Annotated in this window: 18 protein-coding genes; 11 read left to right on the top strand and 7 right to left on the bottom strand. The window is 69.5% G+C overall.

Going from position 1 to position 17781, the window contains the following annotated elements; all coding sequences use genetic code 11:
* Window position 1: 1 nt before the first annotated feature.
* From VFI59_00895 to VFI59_00915, 5 genes are all read right to left on the bottom strand, one after another.
* Window positions 2-2314, bottom strand: coding sequence for a penicillin acylase family protein (locus VFI59_00895; protein HET6712258.1), 2313 nt, complete (start codon window positions 2312-2314; stop codon window positions 2-4).
* Complete coding sequence (locus VFI59_00900; protein ID HET6712259.1) at window positions 2311-4131, bottom strand: ABC transporter ATP-binding protein; 1821 nt, start codon at window positions 4129-4131, stop codon at window positions 2311-2313. Before VFI59_00900 ends, VFI59_00895 begins: the two co-directional genes overlap by 4 nt.
* Window positions 4128-5912: an ABC transporter ATP-binding protein gene (locus VFI59_00905; GenBank protein ID HET6712260.1), complete on the bottom strand. Its 1785-nt coding sequence runs from the start codon at window positions 5910-5912 to the stop codon at window positions 4128-4130. Before VFI59_00905 ends, VFI59_00900 begins: the two co-directional genes overlap by 4 nt.
* 437 nt (window positions 5913-6349) lie before the next feature.
* Window positions 6350-7135: an ABC transporter permease gene (locus VFI59_00910; GenBank protein HET6712261.1), complete on the bottom strand. Its 786-nt coding sequence runs from the start codon at window positions 7133-7135 to the stop codon at window positions 6350-6352.
* On the bottom strand, window positions 7132-8133 hold the full coding sequence (locus VFI59_00915) for an ATP-binding cassette domain-containing protein (GenBank protein HET6712262.1): 1002 nt from the start codon (window positions 8131-8133) through the stop codon (window positions 7132-7134). Before VFI59_00915 ends, VFI59_00910 begins: the two co-directional genes overlap by 4 nt.
* 123 nt (window positions 8134-8256) lie before the next feature.
* On the opposite strand from VFI59_00915, the gene VFI59_00920 reads away from it, so the two are divergent.
* Genes VFI59_00920 through VFI59_00935 form a run of 4 tightly spaced genes read left to right on the top strand, consistent with a single transcriptional unit; the run spans window position 8257 to window position 12215 of the window.
* Window positions 8257-9204: a YafY family protein gene (locus VFI59_00920; protein HET6712263.1), complete on the top strand. Its 948-nt coding sequence runs from the start codon at window positions 8257-8259 to the stop codon at window positions 9202-9204.
* Window positions 9205-9263: 59 nt separating this feature from the next.
* Window positions 9264-11000: a long-chain fatty acid--CoA ligase gene (locus tag VFI59_00925; protein ID HET6712264.1), complete on the top strand. Its 1737-nt coding sequence runs from the start codon at window positions 9264-9266 to the stop codon at window positions 10998-11000.
* The gene (locus VFI59_00930; protein ID HET6712265.1) at window positions 10987-11544 is read left to right on the top strand and encodes a GNAT family protein; all 558 of its coding nucleotides are present in this window, start codon (window positions 10987-10989) and stop codon (window positions 11542-11544) included. The genes VFI59_00925 and VFI59_00930 overlap by 14 nt, the downstream gene beginning before the upstream one ends.
* A complete protein-coding gene (locus VFI59_00935) occupies window positions 11523-12215 on the top strand; it encodes an HAD family hydrolase (GenBank protein HET6712266.1) in 693 nt (230 codons plus the stop codon). The genes VFI59_00930 and VFI59_00935 overlap by 22 nt, the downstream gene beginning before the upstream one ends.
* Before the next feature lie 149 nt (window positions 12216-12364).
* On the opposite strand, the gene VFI59_00940 is transcribed toward VFI59_00935, so the two are convergent.
* On the bottom strand, window positions 12365-13423 hold the full coding sequence (locus tag VFI59_00940) for a YbhN family protein (GenBank protein ID HET6712267.1): 1059 nt from the start codon (window positions 13421-13423) through the stop codon (window positions 12365-12367).
* Between the two features lie 165 nt (window positions 13424-13588).
* Here VFI59_00940 and VFI59_00945 point away from each other — a divergent pair, with 165 nt between their 5' ends.
* The 6 genes from VFI59_00945 to VFI59_00970 all read left to right on the top strand — a co-directional run bounded on the left by VFI59_00945 (window position 13589) and on the right by VFI59_00970 (window position 17232).
* A complete protein-coding gene (locus VFI59_00945) occupies window positions 13589-14596 on the top strand; it encodes a C45 family peptidase (protein ID HET6712268.1) in 1008 nt (335 codons plus the stop codon).
* Between the two features lie 11 nt (window positions 14597-14607).
* Window positions 14608-14829 carry a hypothetical protein gene (locus VFI59_00950; GenBank protein HET6712269.1) on the top strand — a complete coding sequence of 74 codons (222 nt, stop codon included), beginning with the start codon at window positions 14608-14610 and terminating at the stop codon, window positions 14827-14829.
* Window positions 14830-14988: 159 nt separating this feature from the next.
* Window positions 14989-15123 (top strand): GPGG-motif small membrane protein, encoded by a 135-nt coding sequence (locus VFI59_00955; GenBank protein ID HET6712270.1) that lies wholly within the window; start codon window positions 14989-14991, stop codon window positions 15121-15123.
* 12 nt (window positions 15124-15135) lie between these two features.
* Window positions 15136-15882, top strand: a complete 747-nt coding sequence (locus VFI59_00960) for a hypothetical protein (protein HET6712271.1) — start codon at window positions 15136-15138, stop codon at window positions 15880-15882.
* Window positions 15883-15909: 27 nt separating this feature from the next.
* Entirely contained in the window at window positions 15910-16095 is a 186-nt protein-coding gene (locus VFI59_00965; protein ID HET6712272.1) for a CsbD family protein, read from the top strand.
* 132 nt (window positions 16096-16227) lie between these two features.
* Window positions 16228-17232 carry an iron-containing redox enzyme family protein gene (locus tag VFI59_00970; protein HET6712273.1) on the top strand — a complete coding sequence of 335 codons (1005 nt, stop codon included), beginning with the start codon at window positions 16228-16230 and terminating at the stop codon, window positions 17230-17232.
* On the opposite strand, the gene VFI59_00975 is transcribed toward VFI59_00970, so the two are convergent.
* On the bottom strand, window positions 17214-17558 hold the full coding sequence (locus VFI59_00975) for a CDGSH iron-sulfur domain-containing protein (GenBank protein HET6712274.1): 345 nt from the start codon (window positions 17556-17558) through the stop codon (window positions 17214-17216). The two genes, VFI59_00970 and VFI59_00975, sit on opposite strands and share 19 nt — an antisense overlap.
* On the opposite strand from VFI59_00975, the gene VFI59_00980 reads away from it, so the two are divergent.
* Window positions 17557-17727, top strand: coding sequence for a hypothetical protein (locus VFI59_00980; protein ID HET6712275.1), 171 nt, complete (start codon window positions 17557-17559; stop codon window positions 17725-17727). The genes VFI59_00975 and VFI59_00980 overlap by 2 nt on opposite strands.
* Window positions 17728-17781: the final 54 nt, after the last annotated feature.

Below are 17781 nucleotides of genomic sequence, written 5' to 3' on the forward strand. Positions count from 1 at the left end.
CTCAGCCCGAGATGGTACCCGGCACGAGGCGTGCGAGGGTTACCGTCGCGCTCGAGACGGCCGCCTCGGTGAACGGCAGCGGGTGGGTCTCGCCGGCGAGCCACATCGCCGCCTGGTCGTTCCAGTGCGGGCTCGCCGGGTTCCCGCTGTTGCCGGTGGGCAGTACGCCGACGCTGCGGTCGAGGTCGGCGAGGTCGTACACGGCTCGCCACGACGGGATCACCGCCGCCGGATACCCGTCGCGCGCGTCCACCCCCGTCTGCAGCACGGTCTGGTCGTCGCCGCCCACGCCCGCCTCGAGCGCGACGAAGAGCGACTCGAACCCCGGGATCGCCGACAGCGGGTGCGCGAGCGTGACCCGGTGCAGGTCTCCCCAGCGCCAGTCGTCCGGGTCCTCGGCGAGGGTCGCCCTGAGCTCAGCGACCGCATCGTCGAGCGCCTCGCCGAGCAACCCACCGGCGATCTCGCCGGCACGCAGCATCTCCGGGAGCGCGCCGCACTGGAACGGTTCTCGCCACGCGTGGTACCGACGGAAGAGCTCCTCCCCGAGCATCGGCGCGAGCGCTCGATGGGCGACCCCCGAGCACCAGACCTGGTAGAGGGCCGCCGCGCTCGAGTCCGCCGTCATCGAGCCGTCCCACGATGCCAACCGGTCGATCGCCTCCACTCGATCGTGCCCATCGGGAGCCTCCACCCTTTCGAGCATCAGCCCGACGTTCCGGCGGGCGGCGAGTGAGACGACGTCCGTCTGCAGCGCAGCCATGGCGGCGACGTCGTGGTCGTCGCGGCTTGCGAGCACCTCGGCGATGCGGCGCGCCCGGAAGGACGTGTGGAAGTCATGTCCGATCAGGTGGCGGTACCCCTCGTCGTGCATGCGATGGTTCGCCGTCACGAGGTATCCACGCTCGGGGTCGGTGCCCCAAGGCAGCTCGTCGGGGGGTATGTGGTCCACCCATCGGTATTCGTCGGTCCAACCGGGCGTGGGCACGGTGCCATCGCCCTCGGAGCGCACCGGATATCGTCCCGTGCACGCGTAGCCGGTCGTGCCGTCGACGTCGGCGTACACCACGTTCTGGCCGGGGCAGGCGAGCCCCTCGAGCGCTGCGGCCCGGAACGCCTCGAACGAGCCGGCCTGCGCGACGTCGAGGACGAGCGACGGGCGCGTACCGTGGTCGAGGCCGACCCACGAGAGGGCATAGCTCGGTTCCTCGGGCAGCGCCACGTACTCAGGGTGGAGCGCGCCGGAGACGAACGTGTCGAGCAGTGGTCCGTGGCGAGTTTCCCGGACCTCGACCACGACCGGCTCGTCCACGCCGCGCACGGTGATCTCCTCGGGGTGCACCGTCAGTGGCTCCCACCGCCCGAGGTGTTCTGCGGCCGTGCGCTCGGGGTTCAGGCGCTCGACGAACAGGTCCTGCACGTCGCCGCTGACGTTCGTGACGCCCCAGGCGTGGTGATCGGTGCAGCCGAGCAGCACGCCGGGGGAGAAGGGCAGCGACACGCCGCGAGCCCGGTATCCCGGAGCCGAGAGGTGGCACTCCATCCATATGCCTGGCTGCATGACGAGCAGGTGCGGGTCGTTCGCGAGCAGGGGCGCGCCGGTCGCGGTGCGGACGCCCGCGACCACCCAGGCGTTGGAACCCTGCCCCTTCGCGGGCGGCCTCGCGTCGAACAGGGCACCGGCGAGGGCGCCGGGCACGACTTCGAGCGGATCGGCCGGCAGGGGAGGGAGCAGCCGCTCCACAGCGTCGGGCCCCCCGGCCTCGCCGATCCACGAACGGAGCAGCTCGGCGTCCCAGTTCCCCGAGAGTCCCCACGCGAGGACGACGAACGCCGACGCCCACACCGCCTCGTCGTCGGGCACCCACGGGGTGACGTCGAGCACGGTGTACTCGAGCGGCGCCGTGGGCATCGCGTCGACCCAGGCGCGCACCCCCGCTCGGAACCGGGCGTGCATGATCTTCGATCGTTCGTCCCATGCGGCGGCGATGCGAGCGCCGGCCCTGTGGAAGCCGACCGTGCGCGCGAGCCGGTCGTCGTCCAGGGTGCGGTCGCCGAAGAGCTCGCTGAGGCGTCCGTTCGCCGCGCGCAGGGTGAGCTCGAGCTGGAAGAGTCGCTCGCCGGCCGTGACGACACCGTGCGCGAACCAGAGATCGTCCAACGATGCCGCCTCGATGTACGGAACGCCCCAAGCGTCGCGGCGAACGGTCACCGGTTCCCGGAGCCCGGCGACGTCGATCTCGCCCTCGGCAGGGAAGAGCGCTGCCGATGCCATCGCGCGGAGCCCGGCCATCGGGTCGGCCGCGTCGGTCACACCCGATCACCGTCCCGGATGTTCCCGAGCCAGCTCTCGAAGAGCCCGGCGTACACGCCTCCCATTGCGACCAGTTCGTCGTGCGTCCCCCGCTCGACGATCTCGCCCCGGTCGAAGACGAGCACGCGATCGGCGTGTTCGGCCGTGGAGAGCCGGTGCGCGATCGTCACGGTGGTGCGACCCGCCGACAACCGCCTGAGCGCTTCGGTGATGCGTGCCTCGGTCGCCGGATCGACCGCGCTGGTCGCCTCGTCGAGGATCAACAGGCCCGGATCGGCGATCTGCGCACGCACGAGCGCGATCAGCTGTCGCTCGCCGACCGAGAGCTGTTCACCGCGCTCACCGGCGCGGGTGTCCAGCCCGTCCTGGAGCGAGCGCACCCACTCGCCGAGTCCCAGCTCCTCGAACGCGGCGTCGACCTCGCGATCGGTTGCCCCCTCACGCCCGACCTTGACGTTCTCGCGCACCGTCCAGTCGAAGAGGAAGCCGTCCTGCGGCACCATACGGATCGCGACCCGGCGAGACGACGGGTCGATCTCTCGCAGGTCGGCGCCCCCTACCTCGATCGAGCCGGTCCGAGGGTCGGCGAGGCGGGTGAGCAGCTTCGCGAACGTCGTCTTGCCGCTCCCCGTCTCGCCCACGATCGCCACGTGTGCCCCGGCCGGGATCGCGACCCCGATGTCGTGGAGGACGGGCGGCCCTCCGCGGTAGCCGAACGTCAGGTCGCGGACCTCGACATCGAGCGCGCCATGACTCGGCAGCCGCACGCCGTCGGCAGGTTCCTCGATCTCGATCGGCAGGTCGAGCACCGCGAGGATCTTCCGCCAGCCCGCGATCGCGGTCTGGGTCTCTGAGTAGATCTCGGGCAGGTCCTCGAACACGCTCAGGAACACGTCACCGAGGAACAGGAACGCCGTCGCGGTGCCGAAGGTCAGCCCCCACTCCGGTCCGAAGACCGCGCCCACCGCGATCACCACGGCCAGCGTCAGCGCGTAGAAGACGCTGGACATCGGCCACAGGGTCGCGGCCCGCAGGTGCGCCTTGACCTCCGCGTCGTAACGGCGTCCGATCGCGCCCGTGACCCGGTCGTGGATCGTGTCGTCGAGCCCGTAGGCACGCACAACCGCGGCGCCCATCACGCTCTCGCTGACCTCGCTCAGCATCTCGCCCACCCGGGTGCGGGCGGCATCGAAGGCGGCCGACAGGCGTGCCTGCATCGAGCCCATGATCACCACCAGGGGCACCATCAGCAGCACGACGACGATCGAGAGCTGCCAGGAGTAGTAGAGCATCACCGCGAGTGCGCCGAACGCCTGCACGAACGAGATCAACCACGCGATGCCGCCCCACTCGGTGAACTGCTGCAGCGAGTCGGCATCGGCGGTCACGCGGGCGACGAAGACCCCCCGCTTCTCCTCGCTCTGCTCGGCGATCGAGAGCTGGTGGATATGCGCGAACGTGCGCACCCGCAGGTTCATGAGCGCCTCCTCCGACGCTCGCACGAGCCGGCGTCCGGCGGTCCGTGCCGCCAGGAAGGCCATGATCACCAGCACGAACGCCAGGAAGCAGATGCCGTAGACGAACCTCGGCTTGAACTCGGGTGTGAACCCGTGATCGAAGACCTGCTGGACCAGCACGGGGGTGACGAGGGAGATCGCGGTGATCCCGAGTGAGACGACGAGCGTGAACCCCAGGCCCTTGCGGAGCTCGGGGCTTTCGCGCACCCCGCGCCGGAGCACGGCGAACGAGCCCTTGAGCTCCTCGGGCACGGGGAGCTCGTCGCCGCGACCGCGCAGCTGGGTCAGCTCCGCGCTCATCGCTCACCCCGTTCGTACGCCCGGATGATGGCCCCGTAGCCGGGTTGCGTCGCGAGCAGCTCGACGTGGGAGCCGGTCGCCTCGACCCGGCCGTTCCGCAGGAAGATCACGCGGTCGGCGAGCCGGATCGTCGACAGGCGATAGGCGACGACCACGAGGGTCGTCGAGAGCTCCCGCCGGAGCCCGCCGAGGATCTCCGCCTCGATCGACGGGTCGACCGCGCTCGTCGCGTCGTCGAGGATCAGCAGTCGAGGCTTGCGCACCAGCGCCCTCGCGAGCGCCACCCGCTGCCGTTCGCCGCCCGACAGGGTGAGACCGCGCTCGCCGACGACCGTGTCGTACCCCTGGGGGAGCGCGCGGATGAACCGATCGCACGCCGCGATCACGGCCGCGTGCTCGACCTCGGCGTCGGTCGCCCCCGAGTCCAGCGCGATGTTCGAACGCACGCTCTCGGCGAACAGGAAGCTCTCCTGGAAGACGACAGCGACCGCTGCTCGTAGCGACGCCACGTCGACCTGGCGCAGGTCCACGCCGCCGATCGCGACGTGTCCCTGGTCGGGGTCGACCAGGCGCACCATCAGCTGGGTGAGCGTGCTCTTGCCCACGCCGGTCGGGCCGACGATCGCGACCGATTCGCCGGGAGCGACCTCGAAGGTCACGCCCTCGAGCACGGGGGACTGCTGCTCGTACTCGAGCCGCAGGTCGTGAACCTCCAGCCCCAGCGGTCCCTCGGGAAGCGGCGTGCCCTCCCGCACCGGGGTCACCGTCACCGGCTCACGGAAGACCTCTTCGATGCGGTCGTAGCCGACGACCGCGCGTGGGAGCTCGGCGAGGATCCAGCCGATGAAACGCATCGGCCACGCCAGCAGCTGGAAGAGTGCAACGAACCCGATCAGATCGCCGAGCGTGATGTCGCCCGTCGACACGCGCCACGATCCGACGGCGAGCAGCAGCGCGATCGCGAGGGTGGGCAGGGCGTCGAGCGCGGCCTCGAAGGTCGCGCGGATCGATCCCGAGCGCACGCGCTCGTCGCGGAGCGCCCGCGCCCGCTCGTAGAGGCGCTGGGTCTCGGCCTGCTCCCGGCCGAGCGTCTTCACGACGAGCGCGCCGTCGATCGATTCGTGCGCGACGGCGCTGACCTCCCCGATTCGTTCCTGCGCCAGTCGGGTCGGCTCTTCCATGCGACGGGCGAAGATCTGGTTCATGATCGCGAGTGTCGGGAACACGAACAGTCCGACGAGCGCGAGCACCGGGTCGGTGGTCAGCAACGCGATCAGGGCCAGCCCCGTCAGCACGATCACGCCCATCGCGAAGGGCACCGGCCAGAAGACGTCGACCGCCGCCTTCACGTCGGCCTCCATGTGCGCGAGCAGTTCGCCGGTCGGCGTCTCGCGGTGGTAGCGCAGCGAGAGCGCCCGGTAGCGCTCGGCGACCCTGGTGCGCAGGGTCGCCATCACCCGTTCCCCGGCGACGCCGGAGTAGTACCGGCGCACCATGATGCCGAGGGCGCGTCCGATGCCGCCGAGCATCAGGCCGCCGACGGCGAGCCAGACCTTCGAGGTGTCGAGGTCCCCGTCGAAGGCGGGAGCGAGCACCTCGTCGGTCGCACGGGCGAGCGCCTCGGTGAGCCAGAGCGAGGCGAACGCGAACAGCACGGCACCGGCGACCGCGGCCGCGAACGGCTTGGGGTGCATGCGGACGTACGACATGACGAGCCGCACGCCACGGCGGAAGATCGCCCGGTCGACGGTGGGCACCGGCGTTGATGTCGCTACCTGCATCGATGGTCCTTCGGTGTTCGGGCGCCATGGCGCCGACGCACGTCGTGTGGACGAGGCGTCGTCGCACGGCGTCGCGTGGTGATGGCTGCGGGGCCGGGGAAGGATCGGGGCATGCACCGGGCACGCGGAGGATCCGCGACGGGAGCCGCGATCTCACCGGCGGGGACGCCCGGGGGTCAGGTCACGTGACCGTCACCGCACCCGATCCCGTTGGTTCGTCGAGGTCGCGGCTTGACGCGTATGGAACCACCGGACCTCCTCTCGAGCCGACCTGCCGACCGACCCGATGCTCCCATCGGAACGGCCTCCGCGCAACCTCCCGGCTGGACGTCGCGATCGAGGCCATCCCAGGCTGCCGGAAATCGACGCCAGCGACCAGGTGATCGCTCCCTGTTTTCGCGACGGAGGGCGGCGACCTAGGTCGCCGCCCTCCGTTCTCAGATGCGCCGCCGGTATCGCACGATCGCGAGCGGAGCGAACAGCCCCACGATCACGGCGATCCACACGATCGTGCCGGTCAGCCAGCCTTCCAGCGGCAGGCCGAGCATCAGCGAGCGCGTCGCGTTGATCGCGTAGGTGACCGGGTTGACCTCGGCGAACGCCTGCAGCCACCCCGGCATGCTCTCGGTCGGCACGAAGGCAGAGCTCGCGAACGTGAGCGGCAGGATGATCATGAAGCCCCACGTGTTGACCGACTCGGTGCTGCGCGCCGTGATGCCGATGAACGCCAGCGGCCAGCACATCGCGAGGCCGAACGCGACGACCACGAGCAATGCAGCCAGGGCCTCGGCCGCCGACCCACCGAAGCGGAACCCGAGGATCATCGAGAATCCCACGATGATCACGACGCTCCACGCGATGCGCACGCCGTCGGCCATGATGCGCCCGCCGATCACCGCCGAGCGCGCCATCGGCAGCGACCGGAACCGGTCGATCACCCCGCGCGAGAAGTCGGTGTTGAGCGCGAGCGCGGTCGTAAAGGGCAGGAAGCAGACGCTCTGGATCAGGATGCCCGGCAGCGCGAACTCCAGATACTCGCTGCTCGATCCGGCGATCGCCCCGCCGAACACGTAGACGAAGAGCACGAGGAACATGATCGGCTGGATCGTCATCTCGACGAGCTGCTCGGGCGTGGCCTTGATGTGCAGCAGGTTCCGTCGGGCGATCGTGAGCGTGTTCGTGATCACGTTGCCGTTGATGTGTGAGACGGGAACGGTGCTCATGAGGCCCTCCTGTGATTCGAGAGATCGCCGTCGGTCGCGTCGCGCGGGTCTTCCTCGCCCTCGGCGACGTGACCCGTGAGCGCGAGGAAGACCTCGTCGAGGCTCGGCCGTCGCAGCGACAGGTCGTCGACCGCGACGCGCGCCTCCTCGAGGCGTAGCACCGCCTGCCCGAGCGCCGACGTGTCCTCGATCGGGAGCGTGACGACCTGTCCGTCGTTGAACGCCGACTCGCCCGCCTTGACCAACGGGGTCAGTGCCTTCTCGGTCGCCGGCAGGTCCTCGGGCATGACCGGCCGCGCCTGCAGCACGTGCCCGCCGACCCGGCTCTTGAGCTGGGCCGAGGTGCCGGCCGCGATCACGGTGCCGTGGTCGATCACGACGATCTCGTCGGCGAGGCGGTCGGCCTCTTCCAGGTACTGGGTCGTGAGCAGCACGGTGGTGCCGTCGGCCACGAGCCGCCGGATCATGCCCCACAGCTCGAGCCGACTCCGCGGGTCGAGACCCGTCGTCGGCTCGTCGAGATACAGGAACGCCGGGCGTCCCACCAGGCTCGCCGCCAGGTCGAGCCGCCGGCGCATTCCACCCGAGTACGACTTCACGAACTTCCCGGCGGCCTCGGAGAGATCGAAGTCCTCGAGCAGCCGGATCGCGCGACTCCTGGCCTCCGAAGCCCTCAGACCGAGCAAGCGCCCGATCATGACCAGGTTGTCCTTGCCCGAGAGCAGCTCGTCGACCGCCGCGTACTGCCCGGTCAAGCCGATCATGCGCCGCACCTCGGCGGGTCGCTCGACGACGTCGTGTCCGCCGACCGTGGCGCGACCGGCGTCGGGCTTCAACAACGTGGACAGCACCCTGATCGTCGTCGTCTTGCCGGCGCCGTTGGGCCCGAGCAGCCCGAAGACGGTTCCCTCGCGTGCGACCATGTCGATGCCGTCGACCGCTCGCACCGCGCCGAAGGTCTTCACGAGACCTTCCACGTCGATCGCTGCGTTGCCCATGACGTACCCCTCCTCACTCTCGCTGATCGGCCGTGTCTCGTCCGGTGAGACCCCCCTGGGTCGTGAACATCATCGCTCGTGAACTGGCCATCCTCTGACCGGTTTCCGTGAGAAGGTTCGAACATGCGTGCCGACCGCCTCGTGGCCGCCCTGCTGATCCTGCAGGCGCGCGGACGCGTGACCGCCGCGGAGCTCGCCGACGAGCTCGAGGTCTCCGAGCGCACAGCTCGCCGCGACCTCGATGCCCTGGCCATGGCGGGTGTTCCGGTGTACTCCCAGGCTGGACGCGGCGGCGGCTGGTCGCTCGTCGGCGGCGCCCGCACCGACCTGAGCGGCCTCACCGCGGCGGAGGCCCGCACGCTGTTCCTCGTCGCGGGGCCGTCCGCGGCCGCGACGCCGCAGATCAAGGCAGCATTGCGCAAGCTCGTGCGCGCCTTGCCCGAGCCGTTCCGCGCCGAGGCGGAAGCCGCCGCCGCCGCGGTCGTGATCGATCCGACGAGCTGGGATCGCTCACCCGCCCGGCCACCGGAGCACCTGGAGGTGCTGCAGCACGCGGCCGTGGAGAATCGTCAGGTACGGCTGGGATATCAGGGTCCGGATCGTCCCGGCAGCGTGCGCGTCGTGCACCCGTTCGGCCTCGTGTCGAAGGCATCGGTGTGGTATCTGCTCGCCGGCACCGACGCGGGCATGCGCACGTTCCGGGTGAGCCGCGTCACGTCGGCCGAGGTGCTCGACGAGCCGGTCGTCCGCCCCGTGGGGTTCGATCTCGCCGCCGCCTGGAACGACACCGTCGCGCGGCTCGACCGGGAGCGGGCGACCTTCGAGGTCGAGGCGGCCGCCGAGCCCGAGGCGCTGCGCTGGCTGCGCGGCGCGTTCGACCGACGTCTCACCGTCGGCGAGGAACGTTCCGACGGCCGTGTCGAGGTGCGGATCAGGAGCTGGTCGGCCCATGCTGCGGCCTCGGACCTCGTCACGTTCGCGCCGTGGGTCGAGGTGCTCTCGCCCGACGAGGTCCGCGAAGAGCTGGCGGAACGAGGCGCCCACCTGACGCGGCTCTACGGCGCAGGCTGACGCCGGTCTACCAGCGGGTCGGCTTGCTTGCTCGCAGCCGCCCGGGGATGATGCGCGACATGACCAGCCACCGTCCGTGGTTCGACTCGTACCCGTCCGACGTGCCGCACTCGCTCGAACCGTTCCCCCGAGAGTCCGTGTACACGTTGCTGCGCAACGCGGCTGCCGGGTTCCCCGACAAGCCAGCGCTCGCGTTCTTCGGGGCGCACATGACGTACGCGGCGCTGCTCGCCGAGGTCGAGCGGTTCTCGGCGGTGCTCGCGGGGCTCGGGATTCGCAAGGGCGACCGGGTCGGCATGATCCTGCCGAACTGCCCCGAGTACGTGATCGCGTTCTTCGCCTGCCAGCGCCTCGGGGCCGTCGCCGTGGGCAACAACCCGCTGTACACCGAGCGCGAGCTCGAGCACCAGGTCAAGGACTCGGGCGCGAAGGTGATGATCGTGCTCGACCAGATCTATCGTCGGTTCGGGCAGATCCGCGACGACGTCAGCGTGCATGACGTGATCGCGGTGAGGCTGAACCGGTACATGAAGCCCCCGATCAAGTGGCTGGCGCCGCTGAAGTTCAAGTCGGATGCTCGCAAGCACGGCACCCCCCTGCCCTTCATCCCGGCCGATCATCGGGTGCGGTGGTGGGCTGACGTGATGAAGCAGGCTGGTCCGGTGCCGCCCGAGGCGGTCGTCGACGACCCGGCCTCCGACGTGGCGGCCCTCGTCTACACGGGTGGCACGACCGGTCTCTCGAAGGGGGCGATGCTGTCGCACTCGAACCTCGTCTCGAACGCCCTGCAGGCGTCGGCCTGGCTGAACGTCGTGCGGCAGGGCGAGGACGGCATCGTCGCGGCGCTGCCCTTCTTCCACTCGTTCGGCACCCTCGTGATGAACTTCTCGATGACGAAGGCCGCGAAGCTGATCCTGCTGCCTCGCTTCGAGATCGACATGGCGTTGAAGGCGATCTCCAAGGAGAAGCCGACGCTGTTCCCCGGCGTGCCTCGCATGTACATCGCGCTGAACCAGGACCCGCGGACCCCCAAGCACGACCTCGCCTCGCTGAAGGCCTGCATCTCCGGCGCAGCGCCCCTTCCGATGGCGGTGGCGAAGCGGTTCGAGGAGATCACGGGCGGCGCGACGGTGGTTGAGGGCTACGGGCTCAGCGAGTGCTCGCCGGTGACGCACGCGAACCCCCTGGTCGGCGAGCGCAAGGAAGGCTTCATCGGCTTGCCCCTGCCCGACACCGACGTGAAGCTCGTCGACCTCGACGAGCCCGACCGCGAGGTGCCTCAGGGTGGGCGTGGCGAGATGTGCATCAAGGGCCCGCAGGTGATGCTCGGCTACTGGAACCGTCCCGACGAGAGCGGTCTCGTGATCCGCAACGGATGGCTGCATACGGGCGACGTCGCGATCATGGACGAGCAGGGCTACTTCAAGATCGTCGACCGCATCAAGGACATGATCCTGGTGTCGGGCTTCAACGTGTACCCCACCGAGGTGGAAGCCGTCCTCTTCCACCATCCGAAGATCCTGAAGTGCGCGGTCGTGGGCGTGCCCGATGACACGACCGGCGAGCGTGTGAAGGCGTTCATCGTGCTGAAGCCCGGCGAGACCGCGACAGCAGACGAGATCAAGCAGTGGTGCCGAGACCCCGACCAGGGTCTCACCGGCTACCGCGTGCCGAAGGAGATCGAGTTCCGCGACGAATTGCCCGAGACGCTGATCGGCAAGGTGCTGCGCCGCGTGCTCCAGGACGAGGAGCGGAAGAAACGGCAGCCCCAGCAGGCGCTCCGTGAGTCACCCTGACCCGCTGCCGATCGACCTCGGCGACGGCGCCGTCGTGCGGCGCTACGTGGTGGACGACATCGATGCGCTGTGGGGCGCGGTCGTCGAAGAGCGCGAGCGCCTGGGTGAATGGATGCCCTGGGTCGAAGGCGCGACGACGAAGGACGTGCAGATGACCTGGCTCGAGCAACGCGTCGCCGAGACCGAAGGGTTCGAAGGCTGCGGGATCTTCGTCGGGGACGAGTTCGCGGGCGGTGTCGGGCTGTCGTGGGACCCGTACGGCATCGCTGGCGAGATCGGCTACTGGACCCGGGCGCCGTTCGAGGGCCGGGGGCTGGTCACGAGGTCGGCGCGGGAGTTCACGCGTGTCGCGTTCGAGCACGTGGGGCTGAACCGTGTCGTGATCAGGGCGGGCGTGGGGAACGTGCGAAGCCGTGCCGTGCCCGAGCGGCTCGGCTACGTCGAAGAGAGCGTCGAGCGCGGGGGAGGTCGAGGCCTGGGCGGGTTCTACGACATCGTCGTGTACTCGATGCTGGCGGACGAGTGGCGCGCCCGCCTGCCGTGATCTTCGACCTGTTCGGCACGCTCGTGCACGAGCTGCCGCGGCAGGACTTCTGGGCGTCGGTCGACGCGATCGCCGATGCCGTGGGGGCCGAGCGGGGAGCGTTCCGCGCCGGGTGGGAGGCGACGACCATCGAGCGTCAGACGGGTGTGTTCGCCGACATCCAGGCCAACGTGCGGGCGATCTGTGAGCGGGTCGGCGTCTGCTATGCCGAGCCCTCGGTCATGGCCGCGCTGCAGCTGCGCCGGGCGATGTACGAGCGATGGTTCCGGCCGCGGGACGGCGCGCTCGAGACGCTCGCGGGGCTGCGCGGGCGGGGATATGCGCTCGCGCTCGTCAGCCAGTGCGCCCCCGATACCCCGGCGCTCTGGCGAGCGTCCCCGCTGGGCGAGTCGGTCGACGTCGAGGTGTTCTCGAGTGAGGTGGGAATCCGCAAGCCCGATCCCGCGATCTATCGGCTTGCGGCCAGGCGGCTGGGCGTGCCGAGCGAGGGATGTGTCTACATAGGGGACGGGGCGTATGGGGAGCTCACCGGCGCAGCGGCCGTGGGCATGGTGGCGTACCTCCTGCGCGATCCGCAGGTCGATCACGAGGCGATGCTCACGCCAGAACGAGACGCATGGACGGGAGCGACCATCGCCGATCTGCGCGAGGTGCTCGACCTCGTTCCGTAGCCGGTGAGCTCTCGACCCGGGCCCACTCGGCAGGGACCTCCGTCGTGGGATCGCAGGAGTCAACACGGAGGTCCCCGCCGAATCGTTGCGAAGGGTGGGACTGAGCCATCGCCCCGAAAGTGCCCGTGCCGATCCGGACCTCATCCCACTCAGCCGGGCTCGGCGATGGTCTCCCGCCCTCGGTAGTGGCGTCGGTGCAGGTAGGCGGCGACACCGCCGACCGGCAACGGCAGCCAGAACGACACGAGCCGGTAGGCGAGGACCGCGAGCACCGCGTCTCCGGCCGACACGCCCGCGAGCGTCAGCAGACCGGTGAGTCCCGCTTCCACGAAGCCGAGTCCTCCCGGCGTGATCGGGATCATCGCCAGTACCATCGAGGCCGAGTACGCGAGCAGCACGAGTGTGGGACGTGGGCCCGACCCGACGGCAGTGATGGCCGCCAGCAACGCCAGGTAGTCGAAGAGCCAGTTGGCGAGCGAGAACAGCAATGCCTTCCACCACGTGTCGCCGAGCGCCTCGCGGATCTCGTCTCGCTGCACGACGAGCCGCGCCGGCAGGTCGGTCACGGGCGGCTTTCCTCGCTGGAACCGGTTCCGAAGCCACTGCGCTCCGCGGCCGAGGCGACGCAACAGTCGGTTGTGGAACAGCAGTCGCCAACCGAACACGAATGCCGCGACGAACACGACGCCTCCCAGCCACGCGGCCTGGGCGAGCCCGCCCGGCACGGGCCTGCCGAGCAGCGCCGCGGGCACGGTGAGCAGGGGCAACATGAACAGCGTGCCCGTGCTGATCAGTGACGCTGCGGTGAGTGCGGTCGCCACGCGGGCGCCGTCGACGCCGGAATCGGTCAGCATGCGCCACTGCAGCGCACCGCCGGCGGCGGCACCGCCCGGCACGACCCGGCTGAAGGCGTTCGCCGCGAGCTGCGCCGTCGCCACCCCGAACCAGCGGTCGGTGACGAGCGCGATGCGCTGCAACCCCCAGATGCAGAAGAAGCTCAGGCCTTCCAACGCGACCATCGCGACGAACCAGGCCGGGTCCAGATCGAGCAGCTCCGGCCACGTCTCGAAGACCGTGAGCAGGCTGGGCCACAGGATGTAGAGGGCGATGACCATGATGATCAGGAACACCAGGCGCACGATGATCGCCCTGCGCTTCGTCCGGATCTCGACCTGGACCTCGCCGACGGCCTCCTCGACGGATCGCACGCGGGGCGGGTCCACAGGCGCGGCGTTGGGCGCCTGCGGCGAGCGAGCATGGTCGCTGGTGTGATGTGCCATCCGAAGCCTCGGTCCGGTCGTCGTCGTCTCGGCGTCGGAGACGCGTAGCCTTGCAGGAGCGTACGTGAGTCGAGCCGGAAGGAGGAAACGCGGATGGCCATAGCGCCGGGAGCCACGTTTCGCACGATCGACGAGTCGCACCCCGGCTCGAAGCTCGCCGCGGTGTTCGCGGCCCGGGCGGAGGCGTACGCCGCGTGGTACCTGCAGGACGGTGACCAGGCCCGTCCCTCGGCGGCCGAGGGCGTCGAGGCGCTCACGGTGCACATGCCCGAGCTGTTGCCGGCCTACGATGCGATGGTGCGTGAGGTCGGCGGCGACGATCCCGTCTTCGCCCGCATGTTCACGATGTGGAAACCGCCGGGTGCAGCGATCGCGTGCTCGCAGGCGGTGCTGCAGGAGGGTGAGCGAGGTCCCCGGCTCGTGCGCAACTACGACTACCCCGCCGAGCTGATGGACGCCGTGATCCTGCGGAGCGCCTTCACCGGGAGCGGCGTGATCGGCGTGACCGACGCGGTCTGGGGGCTGTGCGATGGCATGAACGATCGCGGATTGGCCGTCTCGCTCACGTTCGGTGGACGGGCGTCGATGGGCGAGGGCTTCGGGGTGCCGATCGTGATCCGCTACCTGCTCGAGACGTGCGACACGGTCGACGACGCCCGTGCCGTGCTCACACGCATGCCGATCGCCCACACCCACAACCTCACGATCCTCGATGCGGAAGGCGGTGTGATCACCGCCTACCTGAACCCCGACCGTCCTCCGTCGTTCCGTCGGCTGCCGATCGCCGTGAACCATCAGTGGGCGGTGGAGTCCTGGGACCCGGTGCTCGCCGAGAGCACGCTGCAGCGGGAGTGGTGGCTGCTTCGCCTGCTCGACGACCCCGAGGTCGACCACGAGCGGTTCCTCGGCGCGTTCCTCGTGCCGCCGCTGTACAGCCTCGCCCACGACGTCGGCAGGGGCACCGTGTACACGGCCGCCTACGATCCGGCGGAGGGAGACATCACCTATGCGTGGCCCACGTTCCGGCTGCCCCTGCGGTTCGACTCGTTCGCCGAGGCCGAGCACGAGGTCGTGTTCCCACCGTCTCCACCATCGGTGTAGTTTGGGTGTCGATGCCAGCCGAAAACATCCCATCGGAGGTCGCCGGAGCCGACGCCGCGCATGCGGCCTCGATCGAGACCGCGGAAGCGATCGAGGAGGCCGCGAAGATGAACGACGATCCAGAGGTCGCCGAAGTGCTGGACGACGCCGCCGTGAAAGCCGATCAGGCGTCCAGTCGCGTTGGCTGGTTGCGCGGGCTGCTGCACCGCCGGTTCGGCCTCCGTCAGAAATAACTCGACGCCCTCGGCGAGGTTTGCCGACCGGCATGGATGGACAAGACACCCTCCGACATCCATGACCGCGCGGACCGCGCGCTGAGGGAGGGAATCATGTTGCAGACCGGATTGGCGCTGCTCGCCCAGAACGGGGGCAACGAAGGTGTCACGGACACGATCCTGTGGATCATCGCCGCCGTGCTCGTGGTCGCGGGCATCGTGGCCATCGTCCGTGGGGCATTGCTCTGGGGCATCCTGCTGATCATCGGAGGCCTGCTGGTCGGCCCCGGTGGCGTGAGCATCCTGGACTGACGGAGGGCTCTCATGTTGCTTGCACAGATCGACGTCGAGCAAGGTCTCGAAGAGGCATGGGCCGACGTGGTGACGTTCGCCCCGAAGCTGCTCGGCTTCTTCGTGATCCTGCTGATCGGCTACTTCGTCGCGAAGGCGCTGTCGAAGCTTGCTGACGCGCTGCTGGAACGGGTTGGCTTCGACGGCCTCGTGGAACGGGGTTCGATTCGCCAGGCGTTCGAGCGCAGCAAGACGGATCCATCGGACGTGATCGGCGTGATCGTCTTCTGGCTCGTGTTCCTGATCGCGCTGCAACTCGCGTTCGGCATCTGGGGTCCCAACCCGGTCAGCGACCTGTTGGAGGGACTGATCGCCTACCTGCCGAACGTGATCGTCGCGGTCGTGATCCTGGTCATCGCGGCGGTGCTCGCGAGGGCATTGACCGACGTCCTCGAGCCGATGCTCGGCGCGGTGCGGGGTGGCTCGGTGATCGCCAAGGGTGCGGGCATCGCGGTCCTGGTGGTCGGGGTGTTCGCCGCTCTCGATCAGCTACAGGTCGCACCAGCGATCGTGACCGGGCTCTTCTACGCGCTGCTGGTCATGGTCGTGGGCTCGGCGGTCGTCGCCTTCGGTGTCGGGGGTATCCCGATCGCCCGTCGCTGGCTCGAGCGCTGGAGCCATTCGGCCGAGTCCACGGCCCGCGACGTCCAGGCCGAGGTCCTGTCACGAGGTGGCGACGACGAGGCGGTGCCCGAGGCGGGCACCGGGCGCACGGTGTAGCACCGACGATGACACGGAGGGATCACCATGGGTGAGCACGTGGACAAGGCGAAGGGAACGATCAAGGAGAACGTCGGCGACCTGACCGACGACGAGCGGCTCGAGCGCGAGGGCAAGATGGACCGTGCCGGGGCCGACGTGAAGGAGAAGGCCGGCGACGCGGTCGACACCGTCAAGGAGAAGGTGCGCGACGCGCTCAACGGCGACGACTGACGCAGACGCGGTCGAAGGACCCCCGCCCGCTCCTTTGGCGCCGCATGTCGAACGGCCCGCCCGGCTCCGCCGGGCGGGCCGTTCTCTCTGCGGCCGGTTTACTCGCCACATTCTGGGGGAAATCGCTCGGCCATGACGACGCACACTCGAGGGCCACTGAGCTCCACGGCCTGGGCCCTGATGCTCGGGGAACCGGCCGATCCGATCGCACATGAGATCGCGGGTTCGATCACCGATCCCCTCGGAGACGACGATCTGCAGCTGGCCCTCTTCCTCTGCTACGAGCTGCACTACCGTGGCCTCGACGGGGTCGACGATCGGGCTGAGTGGGATCCCTCGCTCCTCATGTTCAGGCTGGAGCTCGAGCGGATCTTCGAGGCTGCCCTGCGCGAACGGGTGAGCGTGCATCCCTCGGCGGATCCGGTCGATGTGCAGCTTCGCGAGCTCATCGCGTCCGACGACGCTCCCTCGGTCTCGTCCTTCCTCGCGCGCGAGGGCACTATCGAGATGTTCCGTGAGTTCCTGATGCACCGTTCCGCCTATCACCTGAAGGAGGCCGACCCGCACTCCTTCGCGATCCCGCGACTGCGTGGCCGACCCAAGGCGGCGATGGTCGAGATCCAAGCTGACGAGTACGGCGGTGGCGACGCGACCTGGATGCACTCCGCGCTGTTCGCGGGGGCGATGAGCGATCTCGGACTCGACCCGACCGAGGGTCGGTACGTGCCGCTGTTGCCCGGCGTGACGCTGGCCACCGTGAACCTGATGTCGCTCTTCGGTCTGCACCGCCGGCTGCGGGGCTCCGCGGTCGGGCACCTCGCGATCCTCGAGATGACGTCGTGCATCCCGAACCGTCGGTACGGGGATGGACTGCGACGGCTGGGCTTCGTCGAGGGAACGACCCGGTACTTCGACGAGCACGTGGAGGCCGACGCCGCGCACGGTTCGATCGCCGCGAACGATATGGCCGGGTCGCTCGTCGACGACGACCCTCGCATGCTGGCCGACGTGCTGTTCGGCGCGTCGGCCCTGCTCACCCTCGACGAGCGGTGGGCGAAGCACGTGATCGACGCGTGGCGCGAGGGACGCGACGGGCTGTGGACGAGCCCCGCCACCCCTCAGATGTCGGTCGTCTGAGCCCGATCAGCCTCCGGGACGCTCCGCTTCGCCGCAGACGCCTCGTGAGCTCCGTCGCACAAGGGCTGCGTCCTGGAACGTCCGCATCGGCAGAGCGGCACGACGGTCCGGCGAACCTCCAGCTCTCGACCCTCGTCGTCGATCACGACGATCGGTCCTCGAACGAGGAAGGGTCCATCCCGGTAGGCCGTGACCGTCGGTCGTGGTGTCGTCACGGGAGGGGCGTACCCCTTCCGGGGCGTTGCCACACCCGTTTGCACGCGCCGGTGCCGGGAAAGATGGTTCCGGCTCTGCGCACGGCTCGTGAGCCGGGAAGGAGCCCACATGGACGTGGAGACGCCACGACGCGAGATGCCCGAAGAACTGCCGGAGGGCGTGCGCCCCGAGGAGCTGCCGGAGCGCGAGGACGACGCGCTCGAGCGCACGCTCGAACCCGAGAGCCCGGAGATCGGCCAGCCGGTGCCCGGCCCGACCGAGGACGAGGAACCCCCTTGACAGCGAACGGGCGCGAGGGTGTGAACCTTTGCCCGCCTCGCGCCCGTTCGCCCT

The organism is Actinomycetota bacterium (genome assembly GCA_035697485.1).
In the GTDB taxonomy this organism is placed as follows: Bacteria; Actinomycetota; UBA4738; order UBA4738; family HRBIN12; genus JAOUEA01.